The following is a 21,107-nucleotide window of genomic DNA, read 5'->3' as shown; positions in this document are numbered from 1 at the left end:
GCCGCGGCGGCCGAGACCAAGGACACCGTCGGCGAGGCGGCGCGGGCTCTGCTGGAGGGCGGCCTCGCCCCGCTCGGCGCGGAGAGCCTCTGGCTCTGGCGGCGGGACGCGTGGGGGTGTCTGCGCCTCGCCGGACACGCCGGGGGCGGCGCCGCCGAGGCCGCGGCCTGGCAATGGATCCCCCCGGCGGCCCCTCCCTCGTTCCGCTCGGTCCTCGCCGACGGCTCGCCCGTCTGGCTGGACACGGGCCCCGAGGCGGGCGAGGTCCTGCCGGGACCCGCGCCCCGTGCGGCGCGGGCGCTCCTCCCCGTACGCCGGCGCGGCGCGCCCGTGGGACTGGCGCTCGTGGCCTGGCCGGGTCCGCTCACCTTCGACGCACCCCTGATGCGGGCGCTGGTCGGCCTGATGGAGGTGGCGGGCACCGTCCTCGACGCGGCCGACTCGACCCCGTCGATGACACCGGTGCTGGTGGACGTCCTGGACGCCCTCGTGCATCCGGCGATGCTGCTACGGCTGGCCCCTTCGACGTCGGCGCCGACGGTGGAACATCTCAACGAGTACGCGGTCGCGACGCTCGGCGGTGCGTCCTTCCCCGAAGAGCGTTCCCTCCCCCTCACGCTTCCCCATGTCCACGCCGACCTCGCCCATCTCGCCCGGCGCGCCCGCCGGACCGCGCGGACCCAGCGCGTCCCCCGGCTGCCGATGTCGACAACCCCCGGGCAGCAGGACCCCGCCCCGCTGCTCGACGTGCGGGTGCTGCCGGTCGGTGCCGAGCGGGTGGTGGTGCTCTGGCACGCCGCCACCGACCCCGGGCTCGCCTCGGAGTGGGCGATGGCCCGGCTGCAGAGCGTGGGCCTGTTCCAGGACAGCCTGACCGGTGGCGACACGGTGTGGTCGGAGCAGGTGTACGGGATCTTCGGCAGGTCACGGGACGAGCCGCCGGTGCCGTTGCTCGGGCTGCGCGGGCTGGTGCACCCGGACGACGGGGAGGCGCTGACCGAGCTGCTCAGGACCCTCACGGAGCGCCGTACCGGGGCTCAGACGGTGCTGCGGATCGTCCTGGGGGACCGCAGGACCGTGCGGCATGTACGGGTCGCGGCGGAGCCGTTGCTCGACGCGGGGACGGTCACCGGCGTCGCCGGGGTCTACCAGGACGTGTCCGAGAGCCGCCGCACGGAGGCCGCGCTGACCGCGACCTTCGACCAGCTCACCGCCGTACGGACCCGGGCGGAACTCAGGCACCAGCTCGCCCTCCAGCTGCAGCAGGCGATCGTCCCCGAGGTCCCCGACCTCCAGGAACTGCCCGGCCTCGTCGTGGCGGCCCGCTACCGGCCCGCGGCCCAGGAGTACCGGGTGGGCGGTGACTGGTACGACGTCCAGCCGCTGCCGAGCGGCAAGGTGCTGGTGGCGGTCGGCGACGTCGCCGGGCACGGCATCGACTCGGTCACCGGCATGGTGGCGCTGCGCAACGCCCAGCGAGGCCTCGCGTGCACCGGCGACTCGCCCCGTCGGCTGATGGAGTGGCTCAACGAGACGACGCTGCGCACCAGCGGTCACCCGACGGCGACCGCGGTGTGCGCGTTGTACGACCCCGAGGACCGGAGTCTCGTGTGGTCGAGCGCGGGCCACCTGCCGCTGCTGCTGCTGCGCGACGGCGTGGCGCGGCTGATCGAACCGCCTCAGGACCTGCTGCTGGGCGCGGTGCCCTCGTACGCGTACCAGGAACGCAGGACGTCACTGCGGCCGGGCGACACTCTGCTGCTCTACACGGACGGACTGGTCGAACGCCGCCACGACGGGCTCGACCACGGGCTCGCTCAGCTCACCGCGGAGGCGGAGCGGCTCAGCGGCTATCCGCCCGACGAGCAGGTGGACCGGCTGCTCGGCGCGGCGACCGGCGACACCGACGACGACACGAGCATCGTCGCCGTGCACGTACGGTGACGGCGGCCGGCCTCCGGAGGCCCGACGGTGCCCGGCCCACGAGGCCTGACGGCACTGGCCCCGGAGGCCCGACGGTGCCGGGTCCCGACCGCGACCGGGGTGGCACGCGGCGGGCCGTTGACGCGACCGGGGTGGCACGCGGCGGCCGTTGACGCGACCGGGGTGGCACGCGGCGGCCGCTGACGCGACCGGGGTGGCGCAGGCGCGCCGGTGAGCGGGCCGGTCAGCGGACCAGCCACTGGCGGACCTTGGCCATCAGTTCGTCCGCGCCGACCGGTTTGGCCACGTAGTCGCTGGCCCCGGCGGCCAGCGCCCGGGCCCGGTCGCCCGGCATGGCTTTGGCGGTGACGGCGATGACGGGCAGCTCCGAGCGGCCGGGAAGGCCCCGGATGGCCTCCGTGGCGGCGTACCCGTCCATCCCTGCCATCATGACGTCCATCAGGACGAGTTCGATCTCGTCGTGGGTGTCGAGGAGATCGAGGCCGGCCTGCCCGCTGTCGGCCTGGAGCACTCGGACGCCGCGCCCCTCCAGCGCCTCGGTGAGCGCATAGATGTTGCGCACGTCGTCGTCGACCACGAGCACGGTGCGCCCCGCGATGTCGGGGTCGTGGCGGCTCGCGGCGCCGCTGCCCCGGGCCCCTTCGTCCCCGGCCGCGGCGGCGCCGGTGTCGGCCGCCGCGGCGGTCCCGGGCGGTGTCTCGGTCCGCGGCGCCGTGGGGGCGGGGAAGTAGAAGGTGAATCTGCTGCCTCGTCCCGGGGTGGAGCGCACGTCGATGGCGCCACCGAGGAGTCCGGCCACCTCGCGGCTGATGGAGAGGCCGAGTCCGGTTCCCCCGTAGCGGCGGGCGGTGGTTCCGTCGCCCTGCTGGAAGGCGCCGAAGATGCCCTCCAGCCGCTCGGCGGGGATGCCGACCCCGCTGTCGCTGACGCGGAAGGCCAGCACCGGGCCGCGCCCGCGCAGCGCGGGCGGGACTTCTTCGGCGTCGGCGTACTCGATGGTGAGCTCGACCCAGCCCTTCTCGGTGAACTTCAGGGCGTTGGAGAGCAGGTTGCGCAGGATCTGGCGCAGGCGCGACTCGTCGGTGTTCAGTTCCTCGGGCACGTCCGAGGAGACGGTGACCGAGAAGTCGAGGCCCCGTTCGTCGGCCACGGGCCCGAAGGTGGCCTCCAGGTACTCCAGGAGCTGGTGGAGCGGGAACTGTTCGGGCCGGATGTCCATCTTGCCCGCCTCGACCTTGGACAGGTCGAGGATGTCGTTGATCAGCTGGAGCAGGTCGGATCCCGCGGAGTGGATGACCTCGGCGTAGTCGACCTGCTTCTCCGTCAGGTTGCCTTCCGGGTTCTGGGCGAGCAACCGGGCGAGGATCAGGAGGCTGTTGAGCGGGGTCCGCAGCTCGTGGCTCATGTTGGCGAGGAACTCGGACTTGTACATGGAGGTACGGGAGAGCTGTTGGGCGCGCGTCTCCAGCTCCTGCCGGGCCTGTTCGATGACCAGGTTCTTGGACTCGATGTCCTTGTTGCGTTCGGCGAGCAGCGCCGCCTTCTCCTTCAGTTCGGCGTTGGAGCGCTGCAGCTCCTGCTGCCGGGCCTGCAACTCCTGGGAGCGGGAGCGCAGTTCGTCGGTGAGGCGTCGGGACTGGCCGAGCAGCTCGTCGGTGCGGAGGTTGGCGAAGAGCGATCTGACGACGGCTCCCGCGGTGTCCACGAACTGCTCCAGGAAGTCGCGGTGGATGGCGGTGAAGGGCTGCAGAGCGGCCAGTTCCACGGCGCCGAGCACCTGGTCCTCGACCACGATCGGCAGGATGATCAGCATGCCGGGTTCGTCCGAGCCGGCCGCGGAGGCGATGGTGGCGTACCCGCCGGGCACCCGGTCGACGACGAGGATGCGCTGATCGCGGGCCGCCTGCCCGACCAGCGACTGGCCGAGGCGGAAGCTGCGGGGCGGGTCCTCGGGGTCGTCAGGACTGGCGTAGGCCGCCGCCTGGACGAGTTCGGTGCCTCGCTCGTCGTGCCGGGCCACGAAGAAGGCTCCGTACTGCGCGGAGACGAGCGGCGGCACCTCCGTCATGATCAGCTCGGCGACCTCGGTGAGGGTGCGGGCGCTCTGCAGGAGACCGGCGATGCGGGCGATGTTGGTCTTGAGCCAGTCCTTCTCCTCGTTGGCCCGGGTGGTGGCCCGCAGCGACTCGACCATGGCGTTGATGTTGTCGCGCAGTTCGCCGACCTCGCCGGGGGCGTCGACGGTGATGGAGCGGGTGAGGTCGCCCTCGGCGACGGCGCTGGTGACCTCCGCGATGGCGCGGACCTGCCGGGTCAGGTTGCCGGCCAGTTCGTTGACGTTCTCGGTGAGACGCTTCCAGGTGCCGGAGACGCCTTCCACCTCGGCCTGTCCGCCGAGCTGGCCCTCCGTACCGACCTCGCGGGCCACCCGGGTGACCTCGGCGGCGAAGGAGGAGAGCTGGTCGACCATCGTGTTGATGGTGGTCTTGAGTTCGAGGATCTCGCCGCGCGCCGACACGTCGATGCGGCTGGTGAGGTCGCCCTGGGCGACGGCGGTGGTCACCTGCGCGATGTTGCGCACCTGGTTGGTGAGGTTGTCGGCCATGGAATTGACGTTGTCGGTGAGGTCCTTCCAGGTGCCGGAGACCCCTCGGACGGTCGCCTGTCCGCCGAGCTTGCCCTCCGTACCGACCTCGCGGGCCACCCGGGTGACCTCTTCGGCGAAGGAGGAGAGCCGGTCGACCATCGTGTTGATGGTCTCCTTCAGCTCCAGGATCTCGCCGCGCGCGTCGACGCGGATCTTCCGGGTGAGGTCGCCGCCGGCGACGGCCGTGGCGACCTGGGCGATGGACCTCACCTGGGAGGTCAGGTTGTCCGCCATGGTGTTGACGCCGGAGGTCACCTCCCGCCACACCCCGCTCACCCGCGGCTCGCGGGCCCGGCCGCCGAGCAGGCCCTGGCCGCCGACCTCGCGGGCCACGCGGGTGACTTCGGAGGTGACCAGGGAGAGCTGGTCGACCATGTCGTTGTAGACCGTGGCGATCTCGCCGAGGATGCCGCCAGGGGCGTCCGGGAGCCGTACGGAGAGGTCACCGTCGCGTACGGCGGTGAGCCCGGCCAGCAGCCGGCCGAGCCCGTCCTCGCCCCATTGCTCCGGCGAGATGTTCGGCTCGGGCTCGGCCGATCGGGGAGTTCTTTCCATCGCGGACCTCGGGCGGCGCGGATGCGGTCGGATGCGATCCGGTCGGGGCCGGATGCGGTCGGGTGCATGGGGGACGCGGTACGGACCCGGTGACGGGACGCACCCGACACGACTCTGACGGTATGCGCCCGCTCGGCTCCGCTCCGCCTCTCCACTCTAAGGGCTGTCCCGTCATCCCTGGTGGATCAGCGCACGGCGTCAGATGCGGTGCATCGCAAGGCGGAGGGACGTCCTCATACTGGGTGTATTCGGGCGTTCCGACAACGTAGCGAGGTGCCGTAGCTGTCGTCGTGCGCCCGCCAGGGATTACGGGACAGCCCTTAGGCACGCGGTGGGCGAGCGGCAGCGTCTGAGGCGGCGGCACCGGCACGCGCGACGTCCACCTCGAACCAGACCGCCTTGCCCGTGCCCTGGGGGACGCAGCCCCACGCCGCCGAGAGCCGTTCGAGGAGGTACAGGCCGTGACCCGAGGTGCGGTTCGCGCGGTGCGGACCGTGCGGGCGGGGAGGTACCGGGCTGGAGTCGCTGACCTGGACCCTCAGCCGCCCGTCGTCGCGGTCGAGGCGGAGTTCGTACGGAGCGCCACCGTGCTTGTACGCGTTGGTGACGACCTCCGACACCAGGAGGAGGACGTCCTGGAGCGGTCCGCTCTCCGCGTCGCCGGCCGGGCCGAACCAGTCCCGCACCGCCTGACGCGTGAGATCGCGGCACTCCCCCACCACGCCCGGTCCGCCGGCCAGGGCGAAGCGACGGGCGTACGCGCTCGCGTGGCGCTGATCCCCAGCCGTCATATCGCGCAGCTGCCCGGGACAAACAGGTTCAAATCGCCTGAGATGGGAATGCCTACTTCGGAACGCTCGGACGACGGACCCGTCGCCGCAGCTTGCGGCGCAGGCCCACGCCACCGTCGAGGGAGCCTTCATGTCCACCCCCCGCAAGCACACGACCGCCACCGCCGTGGGACCGACCGGTCCCGCCTCCATACGCCACCAGGCCCTGGACGGTCTTCCTCGGATCGACCGTCCCACCGAGGTGAGCACCGCGGACGCCCAGACCCTCTCCACCGCGCTCTTCACCCGGCTGGAGCAACTGGAGGAGGGCACCCCGGAGCACGCGTACGTACGCAACACCCTGGTGGAGCTGAATCTCAGCCTGGTGAAGTTCGCGGCACGCCGCTTCAGGAACCGGGCCGAGCCGACGGAGGACATCATCCAGGTCGGCACGATCGGCCTGATCAAGGCGATCGACCGCTTCGAGACCAGCCGCGACGTGGAGTTCTCGGCCTTCGCGCTGCCCACGATCGTGGGCGAGATGAAACGATTCTTCCGCGACACGAGCTGGGCCGTTCAGGTGCCACGCCGGCTCCAGGAGCTGCGGATCGACCTCGCCAAGGCCGTCGACACCCTGGAGCAGCGGCTGGGCAGGCGCCCCACCCGCGCGGAACTCGCCGCCCACCTCAAGGTCAGCGAGGAGAGCATCGCCGAGGGTGAGCAGGCCTCGAACGGCTACGTCGCCCGTTCCCTGGACACCCCCACCGGCGACGACGAGTCGGCCCTCACCGCGGGCGCCCGGCGCCTGGGCGAGGAGGAGCGCGCCTTCGAGCTGATCGACGCGCTGGAGTCGCTGAAGCCGCTGATCGCCGGATTGAACGCCCGGGACCGCCAGATCCTCTCGTTGCGTTTCGGTGAGGACCTGACCCAGTCGCAGATCGGCGAGCGGCTCGGCCTCTCGCAGATGCACATCTCGCGGCTCCTCGCCCGCGTCCTGGACGAGCTCAGGACCGGCCTCCTGGAGGACCAGGAGGAACCGCCGCACGCCTCGCCCCAGCGCCGGCGGTCATGAGCCGACCGCTTCGTGAGCCGACCGCTTCGTACCGCGCCGCGGACACGCAGGCCGCCCTTCGCCCCGTACAGCGGGTCGGAGGGCGGTTTCCGGCCCCGTTTCCCCGCCGCCCCTCTGCGGAACAAGGGCAGGTCAGGACGGGCCCGGACGGCTCCAGGGCGGGCGGGAGGGGCGGCTGATCTCCAGCCAGACCACCTTTCCCCCGTGGCGGGGCTCGGAGCCCCATCCCCCCGCGAGCCGGTCGAGGACCATCAGCCCGTGGCCGCCCGGCATCGACGCGGCCCGCGGCTGCCGCCGCCTCGGTTGTTCCGGGTTCGGGTCGGAGACCTCGACCCGCAGATGGCCGTCCCGGTGGCGAAGGACCAGCTCCTCCGGCCCGCCCGCGTGCAGGCACGCGTTGGTCACCACCTCGGAGACGAGCAGGAGTACGTCGTCGACCCGTTCCTGCGCCTCGTCGTCCTCGGCCGGGATCCAGCCCCAGTCGGCCAGGGCCTGCGCGGTGAAGTCGCGGCAGCGCGTGACCATGCCCTTCGTCCCGTGGAGCACGAGCCGCCGGATCTGACCCTCTTGCGGAGTTCTCTCACCCACCGCGCCCTCCGCCATCGCCGGCCTAGCCGCCCGCCCGCTGATCCGTGAGCGCCTCGGCCACGTTCTCGTGCACCCGGAAGACGGTTCGCGCGCCGGTGATCTCGAACATCCGGGCCACCGGTGGCCGCAGCCCCGCCAGCTCCAGGCGGCCGCCCGCCTCCAGGGCGTGGAGGCGGGCCCGTAGCAGCACGTTCAGTCCGGTCGAGTCGCAGAACCACAGACCCTGGCAGTCGACGACGATCCGCTCCGCACCGGACCACTCCCCCAGGGCGTTCCTCAGCACGTCCGCGGTGTCGTGATCGAGCTCCCCCGTCAGGGCCAGCACCACGACCCCCGGCCGCGGCCCGGGCGCCGATGTGACGGCGAACCGCTCCTCCGCCATGGGATCGCCCGCCTTCCTCCGCTTCCGCCTGCTCCGGTGCGGGGGCACCGCTTGTCCCTCGGTACCCGGCTTTCGCCCCGGTACTCGACTCTTGCCCGCCATCTGCGGGGACACAACCGATGGAGGGCTCAGGAGGCCGGGCGGAGCAGGACGGAAGTGCGGCGCGAGCGAAGGCGGGCGGCCGGGGTCAGGAGCCGGGGAGCCCCTCCAGCGCCTTCCGGGGCGCGGGCCTCGCCTTCGCCACCTCCTTCATGACGTACCGCTCGGCGGCGTGCACCGCCTCGCGCGCCGTCCGCTCCCCCATGAGCACGCACAGCGTGTACGCCGTGTCCTCGAAGCGCCGGCGGATCGACAGGTCGCAGGGCCTGGCCAGGACCACCCGTTCCTGGGCCCGGTAGTGCCGCAGCAGTCGGTCGATCGTGTTTCTGTCGGGCAGCAGCATCATGTCCTCCTGGCATGCCCCCCTTCCCTCCATCGCTTCATATTCACGGCGCACGGCCACCTGCGCGACCCATGCGGACACACTCCGTGACAGCCATGGGCCCGGCATGCGCGGCGGCCGATGATGCCGGATCGTCGATTGCATGAACTCGAGCGAAGGACTGAGAGTGGTCGTCACGGGGGCGACCGGAAACGTGGGCACGAGCCTGGTGCGAGCCCTGGCCCACGAGCCGCGGATCGCCTCCGTGCTCGGCCTCGCCCGCCGCAGGCCCGCCCTGGAGCTGCCCCGGACCGAGTGGGCCGAGGTGGATCTCTCGCTGGAGGGCGACGAGCCACGCCTCGCCCAGCACGTCGAGGGCGCCGACGCGGTCGTCCACCTGGCCTGGCGGTTCCAGCCGACCCACGACCCCGTGAAGACCTGGCAATCCAACGTCCTCGGCTCGCTGCGCGTCTTCGACGCGGTCGCGGCGGCGCGGGTCCCGGTGCTCGTGCACGCGTCGTCGGTCGGGGCGTACTCCCCGGGCCCGAAGGCGGGCCCGCCGGTCTCCGAGTCCTGGCCGACCCATGGCTGGCCCGGCGCCGCCTACACCCGGGAGAAGGCGTATCTCGAACGGGTCCTGGACACCTTCGAGCGCGATCATCCGCAGACCCGCGTGGTGCGGATGCGTCCTTCCTTCCTCTTCAAGGAGGAGTCGGCGAGCGAACAGCGCCGGATCTTCGCGGGCCGCTTCTTCCCCGGCGCGCTGCTGCGCCCCGAACTGCTACCGCTGATTCCGGAGTTGAGCGGTCTACGGTTCCAGGCCCTGCACTCCGACGACGCGGCCGACGCCTACCGTCGGGCGTTGCTCCGTGACGTCCGGGGCGCCTTCAACCTGGCGGCGGATCCGGTGATCGACACGCACACGCTCGCCTCGCTGCTCGACGCCCGGCCGGTGAAGGTGCCGACCGGTGCGGTACGGGGGGTGCTCTCGGCCGCCTGGAGGATGCGGGCGGTCCCCGCCTCGCCCGACCTCTTCGACGCGGTGCTGCGCCTGCCGCTGCTGTCCACGGACCGGGCCCGCAGTGAGCTGGAGTGGGAGCCGTCCGTGACCTCGCTGGAGGCGCTGGGCGCCTTCCTGCGCGGGGTGCGCGCGGGCAGCGGGGACGGGACCGCCCCGCTCGCCGGGCGCCGTGTCGGCTGACGCGCGGACCCGTCCACGGCGGCGCCCGCATGCCCGGGGGCGAATCGGGTAGCAGCGGGGCGTCGCACTGTCGGCCTCACGGAAGAGGCCGCTGTCCGGAGAGGCGATGTCATGAGCGAGCACCCCACGGTGTCCGTGGCCGACGCGGCCGCGGCCGGTCCGACCCGGGAGGCGCGCACGGTTCAACTGCTCGGGCTTGCGCTCCAGTTCTCCGGCCGCGAGGACATCTTCGTACCGGTACCCCCGAAGGGGGCGGCCTCCGTCCCGTTCACCCTCAAGGAGGGTACGGACTGCCGTGCGGTGGTGCGCTTCCGCGTCGACGGTCCGTCCGTGACCGGACTGAAGATCATCGACGTGCGGAGCATGTCCGGGGTGGAGCTCGGCGGCCGTGAGGTGCTGCTCGGGGACTTCCGCCGGGGTGGGCCCTACGAGCTGGCGCTCCCGCCGGAGCGTGTCCCGAGCGGCCCGCGTGCCCGGGGGCTGTACGACGTGTACGCCGCGTTGATCGACGCGGAGGGCCGCGTGCTCGACCGGCACGACTACCGCTTCGAGGTCAAGAGGGACTGGGAGACACCGGACCCCTGAGCGCCGGGCACCCTGCGCACTCCGCGTATCGCTCGCTCACCGTGCGCTCAGGGCACCGAGCCCTCTCCTGCCTTGCCACCCTCCCCTCGCGGGCGTACGAATCCGGTCACGGCGGTGCGGAATAATGCGGGCATGCGCATCTCAGCCAGAGCCGACTACGCGGTACGGGCCGCGCTCCGGCTCGCCGCCGCCCAGGACGCGGGGCCACTGAAGGCCGAGGCGATCGCCGACTGCGAGGGAATCTCGCACAAGTTCCTGGAGGGCATCCTCGGCGACATGCGCCGGGGTGGACTCGTGCTGAGCCAGCGCGGCGGGAACGGCGGCTACTGGCTGGCCAGGCCCGCCGACTCGATCTCCGTCGCCGATGTGATCCGGTGCGTGGACGGCCCGCTCGTCTCGGTGCGCGGGGTGCGTCCACCCGAGCTCTCGTACACGGGCCCGGCCGAGTCCCTTCTGACGCTGTGGATCGCGCTGCGCGCCAATGTGCGCCACGTGCTCGACGGGGTGTCGCTCGCGGATGTGGCCGCGGCGAAGCTGCCGGCGGAGATCTCCGTCCTGGCGGAGGACCCGGACGCCTGGACCAACCCCTGACCGACCCTCCACGTCCGCGACCGCCGTCTCGATGGTCGAGATCCAACCGTCCATGATGTGAACCGCCCTTGGGGAGCCGACGGCCGTTCTGCCACTATCCCTACTGTTCCAGTGGGAAAACCGGTGAGCATGTGAGGTGCCGTGAGAACGCCGAAGAACTCAGCGATACGCCCCACCTCCGGACAGACCGACCGCCCGGCCGACGACGAGATCTGGCAACGTGTCACACGCGAGCTCGCCGACGACCTCGCGGTCGACGCGCCGGCCAGGGACCGAGCGGGAAAGGCGCCTTTCGACGAAGTGGCACGGCTCCGGGAAGCGGGGCTGCCGGCGCTGCTCACCCCACCGGGACCCAGCCGGCGCGGGGCCGACTGGCGGGCCGCGTGCGCGGTGATCAGAGAGATCTCCGCGGCCGACGGCTCGATCGGTGAACTCCTCGCCCACCATTACGTCCTGTCCTGGAGCGCCCGGTTCTTCGCCGACGGCACGGCGCTCGCTCCCGGCATGTCCTTCGAGGACCGCACGGCCGGGGAGCAGTGGCTGCTCGCCGGGGCCGTCGAGCCGCCCCGTACGAACGGCCGGCCCGGCCTCACGCTCACCCCGGCCGGTCAGGGGTACGTCCTGGAGGGCCGCCGCGCCTTCGCCTCCGGTGTCACGGTCGCCGACCGGCTGGTCGTCGGGGCGCGCTGCGGTGCGGCAGGTGACGTGATGGTCGCCCTGGTGGACCCGGCGGACCCCGCCGTGTTCACCGAGGCCGGGACCGACCGGGTCGGGCAGCGCCTCGCGGGCGCCGGAACCGTCACCTTCGATGCCGTGCCGGTGGACGCCCGGCACATGCTCGGCGCCCTCCCCCGCGACGAGCACGCCGTGGCCCCCTTCACCGCACTGGCCCCGCTCGCCCTGCGGCTGATCCTCGTCCATGTCGGCCTCGGCATCGCCGAGGGTGCCCTGGCGGAGGCCCGGGACATCAGCCGTGCGACCCAGGCCGCACCGCCCGCCGACCGGGGCACCGGCGGCATCGAGTACCCGGTCGACCCGGTCGGCGGGGGCGAGGACCCGTATCTCCTCCTGGCGTACGGGGAGTTGGCCACGGCGGCGCACACCGCCGCGGCGGTCGCCGAGCGGGCGACGGACGCCCTGGCGCGTGGACTGCGCGCCGAGCGGGCGCTCGGCGTCGAGGAGCGCGCCGACATCGCCGTGCTCGTCGCCGCCGCCGAGGCCGTGACGAGTGGATCCGCGGTCCGGATCACCACCCGGATCCTCGAACTCGTCGACACCGCCGAGGGAGCCGACGCCCCGGGCGGGGGGCCGGGCCTCGACCGCTTCTGGCGCAACGCCCGCGCGCTGACGGCCCACTCGTCGCCGGACCACCGGATGCGTGACATCGGCGACCACTACCTCAACGGCTCCCGTCCGCGACTCACGCTGCTCGCGTGAGCCGCGGATTCACCGGCGGATCCGTCAGGGGCAGCCGGAGCGGTTGTCCCCCGGGTCGGTGGAGCAGGAGTCCGTGCCCGGACCGCCGTGGGCGCCGTCGTTGCCCGAGACGCCGTCCACGGTGTTGAGGGTGTCGTTCCCGTACGCCCCGTACAGCGTGTCGGTGCCCGCCTCGCCGAAGAGCCGGTCGTTCTGATTGCCACCGTCGATCGTGTCGTCGCCGTGGCCGCCGTAGACGGTGTCGTCGCCGTTTCCGGGGGTGATGGTGTCGTTGCCGCCCAGACCGCAGATCACGTCGTTGGCCGCGGTGCCGTAGAGCCGGTCGTTGCCGCTCGTCCCGATGACGGTGCAGCCGCGCGAGTTGGCGACGGTGGTGGTCGCGGTGGCGGTGTTGTTCGCCTGAACCGGATCGGTCTGGGTCGCCGAGACCGTCGCGGTGTTGCGGAGGGTGCCGGCGGCGGTGGGCTCGACCACGACACTCACGGTGACGGCCGCGCCGGGCGCGAGCGTGCCCAGGGCGCAGGTGGCCGTCCCCGAGGCGAGGGAGCAACTGCCCTGCCCCGGTGTGGCCGAGACCAGGGTGGCGGCCCCGGTGCGGGTGTCGGTGAGCGTCACTCCGGTGGCGGAAGCCGTCGTGCTGGTGTTCGTCACCGTCACGGTGTAGGTGGCCCGGTTGCCGAGCACGACCGAGGTCGGGCCCGTCTTCGTCACCCTGAGGTCCACCCCGGTCGGCAGCGGCGCCCCGCCGCCTCCCTCGTACCGTGCGAGCGCGAAGTCGCCGTCGCGGTAACCCGCGGCGACGATCCGTCCGTCGCTCTGCAGTGCCACCCCGTACGCCTCCTCGAAGCCGCCGGCGAAATCGGTGACCGTCCTGCCGTCGCCGCTGAAGCCGATGTCGAGGCTGCCGTCGGTCTGGTAGCGGGCCAGCGCGAAGTCGCCGCCCCTGCGTCCGGCCGCCACGATCCGGCCGTCCGGCTGGAGCACCACCGCGCGGGCCAGTTCGGACCCGCCGTCGAAGTCGGTGGTCGTCCTGCCGTCACCGCTGAAGGAGGCGTCGGGGTTGCCGTCGGCCAGGAGCCGGGCGACCGCGAAGTCGTTGCCCGAACCACCCGCGACGACGACCCTGCCGTCCGTGTGCAGTGCGACGGCATGGCCCATGTCGTCGGCCCCGAAGTCGACCGTCGCCCGCCCGTCCGCGCTGAACGTGGTGTCCAGGCCGCCGTCCGGGTTGTACCGGGCCACGGCGAAGTCGTAGGCCGGGCCCGCGCCGTGGTGGCCGGCGGCCACGATCCGGCCGTCGGTCCGCACCGCGAGCGACCGGGCGGCGTCGGCGCCGCCGGCGAAGTCGGTGGTCACCAGTCCGTCCCCGCCGAACCCGTTGTCGAGGCTGCCGTCGGGGTTGTAGCGGGCCAGCGCGAAGTCACCGGCGCTCTGGCCGGCGACGACGATCAGGCCGTCCGGCTGGATCGCGACGGCGGCGCCGTCGTCGGCGCCGCCGCTGCCGAAGTCCGTGACGGCCCGTCCGTTGTCGCCGAAGGCGAGGTCGGGGGTGCCGTCCGGGTGGTAGCGGGCCACGGTGACGTAGAACCCTCCGACGGTCGTCGACTCACTGGTGCCGACGACCACGATCGCTCCGTCCGACTGGAGGGCGACTCCCTGCGCCACGTCGGCGCCGCCGTCGATGTCCGTGAAGACCCGGCCGCCGTCGCCGAAGCCCGCATCGAGGCTGCCGTCGGGGAGGTAGCGGGCCAGCGCGAAGTCACCCCCGTTCAGGTCGATGCCACCGACGGCCACGATCCGGCCGTCCGGCTGCACGGCCACCGCCTGCGCCTGCTCGTAGCCGCCGAGGTCGCTGACCACCCGGCCGGCGTCACCGAAGCCCGGATCGAGGTCACCGGGGGCGGCCATCGCCCGGCCGGGCAGAGCCACGACGAGCGCCGTCGCGGCCGCAGCGGCGAGCGCGGCGCGCCGGGGTGGGACCGGTCGTGGTACGGAACTGAAGGGGGACATGTGGATCTACTCGCCTCTCGTCGTCTTCCGGCGAACCGTCGGCCCCAGGGTCCCGGCGGGCCCCTCCGCAGATGCCTCGCCATGCGCCCGCGCTGAGCCCAGTGGCGCTCATGATCCACTCTTCGGGGTGAGGGGGTGCGAAGAACGAGGGCCGGGGTACCGGCATGTCGGGACGAACGTCCCTCTCGTCGGACGGCACGGGAGACCAAGCTGGAGGGCGGAGGGGCCGGCCGAGAGCCGGCCCGACACAGAGGTGAGGGAGACAGTCTGATGGGCCGTGAGATCGTCGCCGGAGTCGACGGTTCCCCCGAGAGTCTCGCCGCGGCCGACTGGGCCGCCCGCGAGGCACGACACCGGCGACTGCCCCTGCGGCTGGTGCACGCCTGGCGCTGGGAGCCGATCGAAATCCCCCTGGAACAGGACCGGGAGAGCCAGGGACAGGTGGCCGACACAGTGCTGCGCGAGGCCTCCTCCGCGCTCGCCGAGCGGTACCCCGGTCTCGCGCTCACCGGGGAGGTGCTGACGGACACGCCGGTAACCGCACTGCTGAGCACCGAGGAGCGGGCGGAGATGCTCGTCATCGGCTCGCGCGGGTACGGCGCGGTGGCCGGCTTCCTGCTCGGCTCGTACGGACAGCAGATCATCGCGGCCGCCACCCGGCCGGTGGTGGCGGTGCGTTCACGGGACGGCGAGGCTGGCCGACCGGACCCGGCGGGAGGGGAGATCGTCGTCGGCCAGCTGGGCGGGGCGGAGGACAGCGAGCCCGCGCTGCGCTTCGCCTTCGAGACAGCGGCGGCGCGGGGGGCGTCCGTCCGGGCGGTACGGGCCTGGAGCCTGCCGCCGCTGTACGCCTACGGCCAAGTGGCGATGGCTCCGGTCGACGAGGCCGGCGGGCTCGTCCCGTACGAGGAGAAGGCGCTGCGTGACGCCCTGGCTCCCTGGCGGGAGCGGTTTCCCGAGGTCCGGGTCGACGAGCATGTGGAGATGGGGAGCGCGGGGCAGGTCCTGCTCTCCGTCTCCGGCGGCGCGCAGCTGCTGGTGGTCGGGCGGCGTGCACGGCGTGGGGCGATCGGTCCCCGGATCGGGTCGGTGGCCCACGCGGCGCTCCATCTGGCGCCGTGCCCGGTCGCCGTGGTGCCGCAGGGCTGACGCGGGGGCGCGGGCGGGGGTCGTCGTCCGGAGCGGCAGGCGTCGTCGTCCGGAGCGGCGGGCTGGACGCCGTCGGCTCGCGCGCGGTTGACGCGGCGGGTTGACTCGGTGTGTCGGAGTCGCCGGGTCCGGAAAGTGTTACGTCCGCCGCCCCAGCGGCTCTCCCCTGTGCCGGGCCGTCCGGCGGTCTCGGAGAAGAGAGGCGGAGTCCATGCAGCACCACGACGACCCCAGCCCCTACGACGAGCGGGTGAACGGCTGTGGTCGACGCCGCAGACGAGGGGGCGCGGGACGGCACGCGCGCCGGGTGCCGTCCTTCCGTACCGCCGTGATCGCGGCGGGCACGGCGGCGGCGGTCCTCACCGTGGCCACCGGGGCCTATGTGGCCTTTGTGGCGTCTGTGGGCAGCGGCCGCACGGCCGGCCAAATCACCCGTCCGGACGAGGCCGCCGGGACGATCGTGGCCGACCGGGCGAACGTGGCGCCGTTCTCCGGCGGAACCTCGCCGGTCCCAGCGGCCGGGCGGGCCATCGCCGGGAAGGGCACGCCCTTGGCGCCCCTGCCCACCCCGCCCACCGCCCCGAGCCCACCTGCCGCCCTCTCCGCCCTCACCGTCCCCTGGGTGTCCGTGTCCGTTTCCGCCCGCCCGGCGCCGGCCTCGCAGAAGGCAGTCCCGCCGCGGTCGGCCGCTCCCGACAGGCAGGGGGTCCCACCGCGTGGCGCCTCCACCGTCGGCAAGGCGGCCGGGTTCGTCGAGCAGATCGTCTCGCTCGCCAACTCCGAGCGCAAGAAGGCGGGGTGCCGCCCGCTGCGTTCGGACAGCAGGCTGCGGAAGGCGGCGCAGGGCCACGCGAACGACATGGCCGACCGCGACTACTACGCGCACGACACCCCGGAGGGGCGGGACGGGGGCGACCGGATCACGGCCGCCGGCTATCGCTGGTCCACCTGGGCCGAGAACATCCATCGCGGGCCGAAGACCCCGAAGCAGGCGATGAAGGACTGGATGAACAGTGAAGGCCACCGGCGCAACATCCTCAACTGCGCGTTCAAGCACATCGGCGTCGGGGTGTCACTCTCCTCCAACGGCCCTTGGTGGGTTCAGGACTTCGGTGCCAAGCGCTGATCTACCCGCGCCCGCTCGGCGGTGTGGGTTCAGGAGGCGGGCGTCGCCAGCTTCTGCACCCACACCGTGCCGTCGGGCCCGGGCACGGCGGCCACGCCGGTGTCCCGGTACCGACAGTCCAGCATGTTCTCCTCGTGCAGGGCGCCGTCCATCCAGCCCTCGACGACGGCGGCCGGCTCGTCCGCGCCGCGTGCCAGGTTCTCGGCCCATGCACTCCAGGAGTACCCGGCCGCCGAGATCCGCGCGTCCGCGTATCGGCCCTCGGGGCTGCGGTGGTCGTAGTAGCCGCGCCGGACCATGTCCCGGGCGAAGGCGCGGGCGGCCGTGGTGAGCCGTGGATCTGTGCGGAGCGGCGCGCAACCCGCCTCGGCACGGCGCCGGTTGACCAGCTCGGTCACCCTCTCGTCGAGGGCCGGTGTAGGGGCCGGGGCCTGGGTCGCGGTGGTGGGCGTCGTCGCCGTGGGGGTGGGTGCGGGCGTCGTGCTGCTCGGTCGGGGCGCCGGGGTCGGCTCCACCGCGCGGCTCGGCGGCGGAGGCGGCGCGGCCACGGGTGTGCCGGGCTCGTGCCGCCGGGCCTCCGGTGGGGTCGGTACGAGAAGGATGAGGCCCCCCAGGGCGCCGAGCGCCACCACCCCGGCGACGCAGGCCCGTCGGACGGAGCCATCACCCCGGCCCCGACCCCGGCCGTGCGGTCCGGGGCCGCCCGGCCCGGAGGGCGATCCGCCCGTCGCGTCGGAGCGCGCCGATGCCGCGTCCCGGCCGGTGAGGGACGGGTCCGGTGCCGCGTCCCAGCCGGTGGAGGACGGTTCCGGTGCCGCGTCCCGGCCGGTGGAGGACGGGGCCCGGCCGGGCTCCGCCGACGGAACCGGCTCGGCCTCGCTCCACGGCCACGAGCCGGTCTCCTGGAGGAGGTTCGGGTCGGCGTTCGGTGCCGGACCGGACGGCGGTACGGCGCCGGGGGCCGGCCCCGGTCCTGGTCCAGTTCCTGGTCCTGGTCCTGTTCCTGGTTCTGGTCCCGCCCAGGCGACCGACTGGAGGCCGGGGAGCGCCGTGCCGCCCGTGCTCCAGCCGCCGATGCCCCACCCCAGCAGGGGTGCCACCAGGCCGAGGCCGACCAGGAGCCCCTCGGCGGGGGCGAGACCCGAGCGGGCGCGGTCGCAGGCGCCGCAGCCGGACAGGTGGCGGGCGACGCGCTTGCGCCAGAGCGGTGCGGGGCGTCCGTCCCAGCCGGTGGTCACGCGGGCCAGCTCGGGACAGGGCGGCCGTGCGGCGAGGGCCCGGACCACGGCCCGGGCGGTCTCCAGCCGTTCCTTCATCCGCTGCACGCGGACCGCCGCGTGGGCGGGCGGGACGGCCAGCGCGTCGGCCAGTTCCGCGCGGGTCAGCTCACCACTCGCCTCCAGCCACCACAGGGCGAGGAGTTCGCGGTCGCTCTCGTCGAGCCAGCGGGTCGCCTCGGCGACCTCGCGGCGCTGGCCGGACAGTCCGAGGCGCAGGATGGTGAGGTCGACGAAGTCGCCGCCGGGATCTGGGAGTTCGGCCGCCCGGTCGAGACCGGGCAGCGGGCCCGCCTGGCGCTCGCGCCATCGCCGGCGGATCTGGTTCATCGCGATGGCCACCAGCCAGGACCTGAAGCGGGCCGGGTCGCGCAGCCCGGGCAGCCCGTCGAGGGCGCGGAACATCGTCTCCTGCACGACGTCGTCGACATCGGCGTGGCCGTCGAGCGCCCGGCCGACGATGTTGTAGACGAGCGGGAGGTACGCGCGTATCAGCTGATCCCCGGCGTACGCGTCTCCCGCCGCGGCCGCGTCGACCAGTGCCGCCGTGGCGCGCTCGTCGCTCTGCATGTACCTGCTCCCTCGTCCCTGGGTCTGTCCGTGCCCGTCATGAGGAGACCCCTGGGAGCGGGTGGGATAACGGTTCGCGACGACTTTTCGCGGGCGGATCCTACGCCGGCGGGCTCTGTGCAGGGGGAGTCGGTGCCGATCGGCTCTGTGCAGACGCCGGGGACACGTACGGCACGGTGGCCGCGTTCCCCGCACGTACGGCCTCGACGACCGCCTCGTGGAGATCTCGGCTCTCCTTCTCGGAGGCGCACGGAACGGGACTGCCCGACATCGTGAACCAGTCGGACGCGCCGCTGTACTGCACGGCCACTCGTGCCTCGTCATCTGCCCAGGTGGTGTGCACGGTCAGGTCGCCCGTGACCGCACCGACTTCGTCGGTGAGCACCCCACCACGCCCGGTGTAGACCCCGGCGGTCGTCCATGATGCCCAGCTCATCCATCCAGATTCACACCCGGATGCCACATCCGCCACCGACAGGACCGCCCCGGCCGGACAGAGGTCCGGCCGGGGCGGTGGGCTGCCACGCCACGACGGGGCGAGGATGTGCCGCGATCAGGCGAGGGACGCGATGGCCTCGTTGAAGGTGGCGGACGGGCGCATCACGGCCGCGGCCTTGGCCGGGTCCGGCTGGTAGTAGCCGCCGATGTCGGCCGGCGAGCCCTGGACCGCGATGAGCTCGGCGACGATGGTCTCCTCCTGCTCGGCGAGGGTCTTCGCCAGGCCGGCGAAGGCCTCCGCGAGCTGCGCGTCGTCGGTCTGCTTGGCCAGCTCCTGGGCCCAGTACAGAGCCAGGTAGAAGTGGCTGCCGCGGTTGTCGATACCACCGACGCGACGGGTCGGCGACTTGTCCTCGTTGAGGAAGGTGCCGGTGGCGCGGTCGAGGGTGTCGGCGAGGACCTGGGCGCGGGCGTTGCCCGTGGTGGTGGCCAGGTGCTCGAAGGAGACCGCCAGGGCGAGGAACTCACCGAGGGAGTCCCAGCGCAGGTAGTTCTCCTTGACGAGCTGCTGGACGTGCTTCGGGGCGGAGCCGCCGGCGCCCGTCTCGAACAGGCCGCCGCCCGCCATCAGCGGGACGACGGAGAGCATCTTGGCGCTGGTGCCCAGCTCCAGGATCGGGAAGAGGTCGGTCAGGTAGTCGCGCAGCACATTGCCGGTGACCGAGATGGTGTCCTCACCGCGGCGGATGCGCTCCAGGGAGAACTTCGTCGCCTCGACCGGGGAGAGGATCTCGATCTGCAGACCCTCGGTGTCGTGCTGCGGGAGGTACTGCTTGACCTTGGCGATGAGCTGGGCGTCGTGCGCGCGGCTCTCGTCCAGCCAGAACACGGCCGGGGCGCCGGTGGCGCGGGCGCGGGTGACGGCGAGCTTGACCCAGTCCTGGATGGGCAGGTCCTTGGTCTGGCAGGCGCGGAAGATGTCGCCCTCGGCGACCTCCTGCTCCAGGACGACGTTGCCGGCCTGGTCGACGAGGCGGACGGTGCCGGCCGCGGCGATCTCGAAGGTCTTGTCGTGGCTGCCGTACTCCTCGGCCTTCTGCGCCATCAGACCGACGTTCGGCACGGAGCCCATGGTCGCCGGGTCGAAGGCGCCGTGGGCGCGGCAGTCGTCGACGACGGCCTGGTAGACGCCGGAGTAGCTGCTGTCCGGGAGGACGGCGAGGGTGTCGTGCTCCTGGCCGTCCGGGCCCCACATGTGACCGGAGGTGCGGATCATGGCCGGCATGGAGGCGTCGACGATGACGTCCGAGGGGACGTGCAGGTTGGTGATGCCCTTGTCGGAGTCGACCATGGCGAGGGCCGGGCCCTCGGCGATCTCGGCCTCGAAGGACGCCTTGATCTCCTCACCGACGTGCGGCACGGAGTCGAGGCCCTTGAGGATGGTGCCGAGGCCGTCGTTGGGGGACAGACCGGCGGCGACGAGGACCTCGCCGTACTTCGCGAAGGTCTTCGGGAAGAAGGCACGGACGACGTGGCCGAAGACGATCGGGTCGGAGACCTTCATCATCGTGGCCTTGAGGTGCACGGAGAAGAGGACGTCCTCGGCCTTCGCGCGGGCGACCTGCTCGCTCAGGAAGGTGCGCAGGGCGGCGACGCGCATGACGGACGCGTCGACGACCTCACCGGCGAGGACGGGAACCGAGTCGCGCAGCACGGTGGTGGTGCCGTCGGCGGCGACGTGCTCGATGCGCAGGCTGCCGGCCTCGGAGACGACCGCGGACTTCTCGGTGGAGCGGAAGTCGTTCTCGCCCATCGTCGCGACATTGGTCTTCGAGTCGGCGGACCAGGCGCCCATGCGGTGCGGGTGGGCCTTGGCGTAGTTCTTGACCGAGGCGGGGGCGCGGCGGTCGGAGTTGCCCTCGCGCAGAACCGGGTTGACGGCGCTGCCCTTGACCTTGTCGTAGCGGGCGCGGACGTCCTTGTCCTCGTCGGTCTGCGGGTCGTCCGGGTAGTCCGGGAGAGCGTAGCCCTGCGCCTGGAGCTCGGCGATCGCGGCCTTCAGCTGCGGGATGGACGCCGAGATGTTCGGCAGCTTGATGATGTTGGCCTCGGGCGTCTTGGCCAGGTCGCCGAGCTCGGCGAGGGCGTCGTCGATGCGCTGCCCCTCTTCGAGACGCTCGGGGAAGCTGGCGATGATGCGGCCGGCCAGGGAGATGTCACGGGTCTCGACATTGATCCCGGCGGTCGAGGCGTAGGCCTGGATCACGGGCAGGAACGAGTACGTCGCCAGGGCGGGCGCCTCGTCAGTGTGCGTGTAGATGATGGTCGAGTCAGTCACCGGGTG

At 72.8% G+C, this 21,107-nt stretch carries 17 protein-coding genes; 8 read left to right on the top strand and 9 right to left on the bottom strand.

Features of this window, described 5'->3' with window-relative positions; genetic code table 11:
- The coding region (locus J7E93_RS29065) for a PP2C family protein-serine/threonine phosphatase (protein ID WP_215072980.1) at positions 1-1,944 on the top strand (1,944 nt) is incomplete at its 5' end.
- 223 nt (positions 1,945-2,167) lie between these two features.
- Here J7E93_RS29065 and J7E93_RS29060 read toward each other — a convergent pair.
- Complete coding sequence (locus tag J7E93_RS29060; RefSeq protein ID WP_215072979.1) at positions 2,168-5,146, bottom strand: HAMP domain-containing protein; 2,979 nt, start codon at positions 5,144-5,146, stop codon at positions 2,168-2,170.
- A gap of 320 nt (positions 5,147-5,466) precedes the next feature.
- Positions 5,467-5,937 (bottom strand): ATP-binding protein, encoded by a 471-nt coding sequence (locus J7E93_RS29055; RefSeq protein WP_215072978.1) that lies wholly within the window; start codon positions 5,935-5,937, stop codon positions 5,467-5,469.
- 130 nt (positions 5,938-6,067) lie between these two features.
- On the opposite strand from J7E93_RS29055, the gene J7E93_RS29050 reads away from it, so the two are divergent.
- A complete protein-coding gene (locus tag J7E93_RS29050) occupies positions 6,068-6,988 on the top strand; it encodes a SigB/SigF/SigG family RNA polymerase sigma factor (RefSeq protein WP_215072977.1) in 921 nt (306 codons plus the stop codon).
- A gap of 132 nt (positions 6,989-7,120) precedes the next feature.
- Here the strand turns inward: J7E93_RS29050 and J7E93_RS29045 are convergent, their stop codons facing one another.
- The 3 genes from J7E93_RS29045 to J7E93_RS29035 all read right to left on the bottom strand — a co-directional run bounded on the left by J7E93_RS29045 (position 7,121) and on the right by J7E93_RS29035 (position 8,400).
- Positions 7,121-7,576 carry an ATP-binding protein gene (locus J7E93_RS29045; protein WP_308368826.1) on the bottom strand — a complete coding sequence of 152 codons (456 nt, stop codon included), beginning with the start codon at positions 7,574-7,576 and terminating at the stop codon, positions 7,121-7,123.
- 22 nt (positions 7,577-7,598) lie between these two features.
- Positions 7,599-7,958, bottom strand: coding sequence for an STAS domain-containing protein (locus J7E93_RS29040; RefSeq protein ID WP_215072975.1), 360 nt, complete (start codon positions 7,956-7,958; stop codon positions 7,599-7,601).
- 187 nt (positions 7,959-8,145) lie between these two features.
- The gene (locus J7E93_RS29035; RefSeq protein ID WP_215072974.1) at positions 8,146-8,400 is read right to left on the bottom strand and encodes a DUF5133 domain-containing protein; all 255 of its coding nucleotides are present in this window, start codon (positions 8,398-8,400) and stop codon (positions 8,146-8,148) included.
- 142 nt (positions 8,401-8,542) lie between these two features.
- Here J7E93_RS29035 and J7E93_RS29030 point away from each other — a divergent pair, with 142 nt between their 5' ends.
- From J7E93_RS29030 to J7E93_RS38185, 4 genes are all read left to right on the top strand, one after another.
- Positions 8,543-9,580 carry an NAD-dependent epimerase/dehydratase family protein gene (locus J7E93_RS29030; RefSeq protein ID WP_215072973.1) on the top strand — a complete coding sequence of 346 codons (1,038 nt, stop codon included), beginning with the start codon at positions 8,543-8,545 and terminating at the stop codon, positions 9,578-9,580.
- 111 nt (positions 9,581-9,691) lie between these two features.
- Positions 9,692-10,165: a rho GDP-dissociation inhibitor gene (locus tag J7E93_RS29025; protein ID WP_215072972.1), complete on the top strand. Its 474-nt coding sequence runs from the start codon at positions 9,692-9,694 to the stop codon at positions 10,163-10,165.
- A gap of 132 nt (positions 10,166-10,297) precedes the next feature.
- The gene (locus J7E93_RS29020) at positions 10,298-10,756 is read left to right on the top strand and encodes an Rrf2 family transcriptional regulator (RefSeq protein ID WP_215072971.1); all 459 of its coding nucleotides are present in this window, start codon (positions 10,298-10,300) and stop codon (positions 10,754-10,756) included.
- A gap of 141 nt (positions 10,757-10,897) precedes the next feature.
- Positions 10,898-12,193 carry an acyl-CoA dehydrogenase gene (locus tag J7E93_RS38185; protein WP_215072970.1) on the top strand — a complete coding sequence of 432 codons (1,296 nt, stop codon included), beginning with the start codon at positions 10,898-10,900 and terminating at the stop codon, positions 12,191-12,193.
- Positions 12,194-12,217: 24 nt separating this feature from the next.
- Here J7E93_RS38185 and J7E93_RS29010 read toward each other — a convergent pair whose 3' ends face one another.
- Positions 12,218-14,203, bottom strand: a complete 1,986-nt coding sequence (locus tag J7E93_RS29010; RefSeq protein ID WP_215072969.1) for a DUF11 domain-containing protein — start codon at positions 14,201-14,203, stop codon at positions 12,218-12,220.
- A gap of 270 nt (positions 14,204-14,473) precedes the next feature.
- On the opposite strand from J7E93_RS29010, the gene J7E93_RS29005 reads away from it, so the two are divergent.
- Both J7E93_RS29005 and J7E93_RS29000 read left to right on the top strand, forming a co-directional pair.
- A complete protein-coding gene (locus J7E93_RS29005; protein ID WP_215072968.1) occupies positions 14,474-15,352 on the top strand; it encodes a universal stress protein in 879 nt (292 codons plus the stop codon).
- Positions 15,353-15,563: 211 nt separating this feature from the next.
- Positions 15,564-16,478 carry a CAP domain-containing protein gene (locus J7E93_RS29000; RefSeq protein ID WP_251067249.1) on the top strand — a complete coding sequence of 305 codons (915 nt, stop codon included), beginning with the start codon at positions 15,564-15,566 and terminating at the stop codon, positions 16,476-16,478.
- Positions 16,479-16,507: 29 nt separating this feature from the next.
- Here J7E93_RS29000 and J7E93_RS28995 read toward each other — a convergent pair whose 3' ends face one another.
- From J7E93_RS28995 to J7E93_RS28985, 3 genes are all read right to left on the bottom strand, one after another.
- Positions 16,508-18,325 (bottom strand): sigma-70 family RNA polymerase sigma factor, encoded by a 1,818-nt coding sequence (locus J7E93_RS28995; protein WP_215072967.1) that lies wholly within the window; start codon positions 18,323-18,325, stop codon positions 16,508-16,510.
- A 100-nt stretch (positions 18,326-18,425) separates the two neighbouring features.
- Entirely contained in the window at positions 18,426-18,761 is a 336-nt protein-coding gene (locus J7E93_RS28990; protein ID WP_215072966.1) for a hypothetical protein, read from the bottom strand.
- Positions 18,762-18,878: 117 nt separating this feature from the next.
- Positions 18,879-21,101 carry an NADP-dependent isocitrate dehydrogenase gene (locus tag J7E93_RS28985; protein WP_215072965.1) on the bottom strand — a complete coding sequence of 741 codons (2,223 nt, stop codon included), beginning with the start codon at positions 21,099-21,101 and terminating at the stop codon, positions 18,879-18,881.
- Positions 21,102-21,107: the final 6 nt, after the last annotated feature.

Source organism: Streptomyces sp. ISL-36, assembly GCF_018614205.1.
Classification (GTDB): Bacteria; Actinomycetota; Actinomycetes; order Streptomycetales; family Streptomycetaceae; genus Streptomyces.
This window is presented reverse-complemented; position numbering and strand designations above follow the sequence as displayed.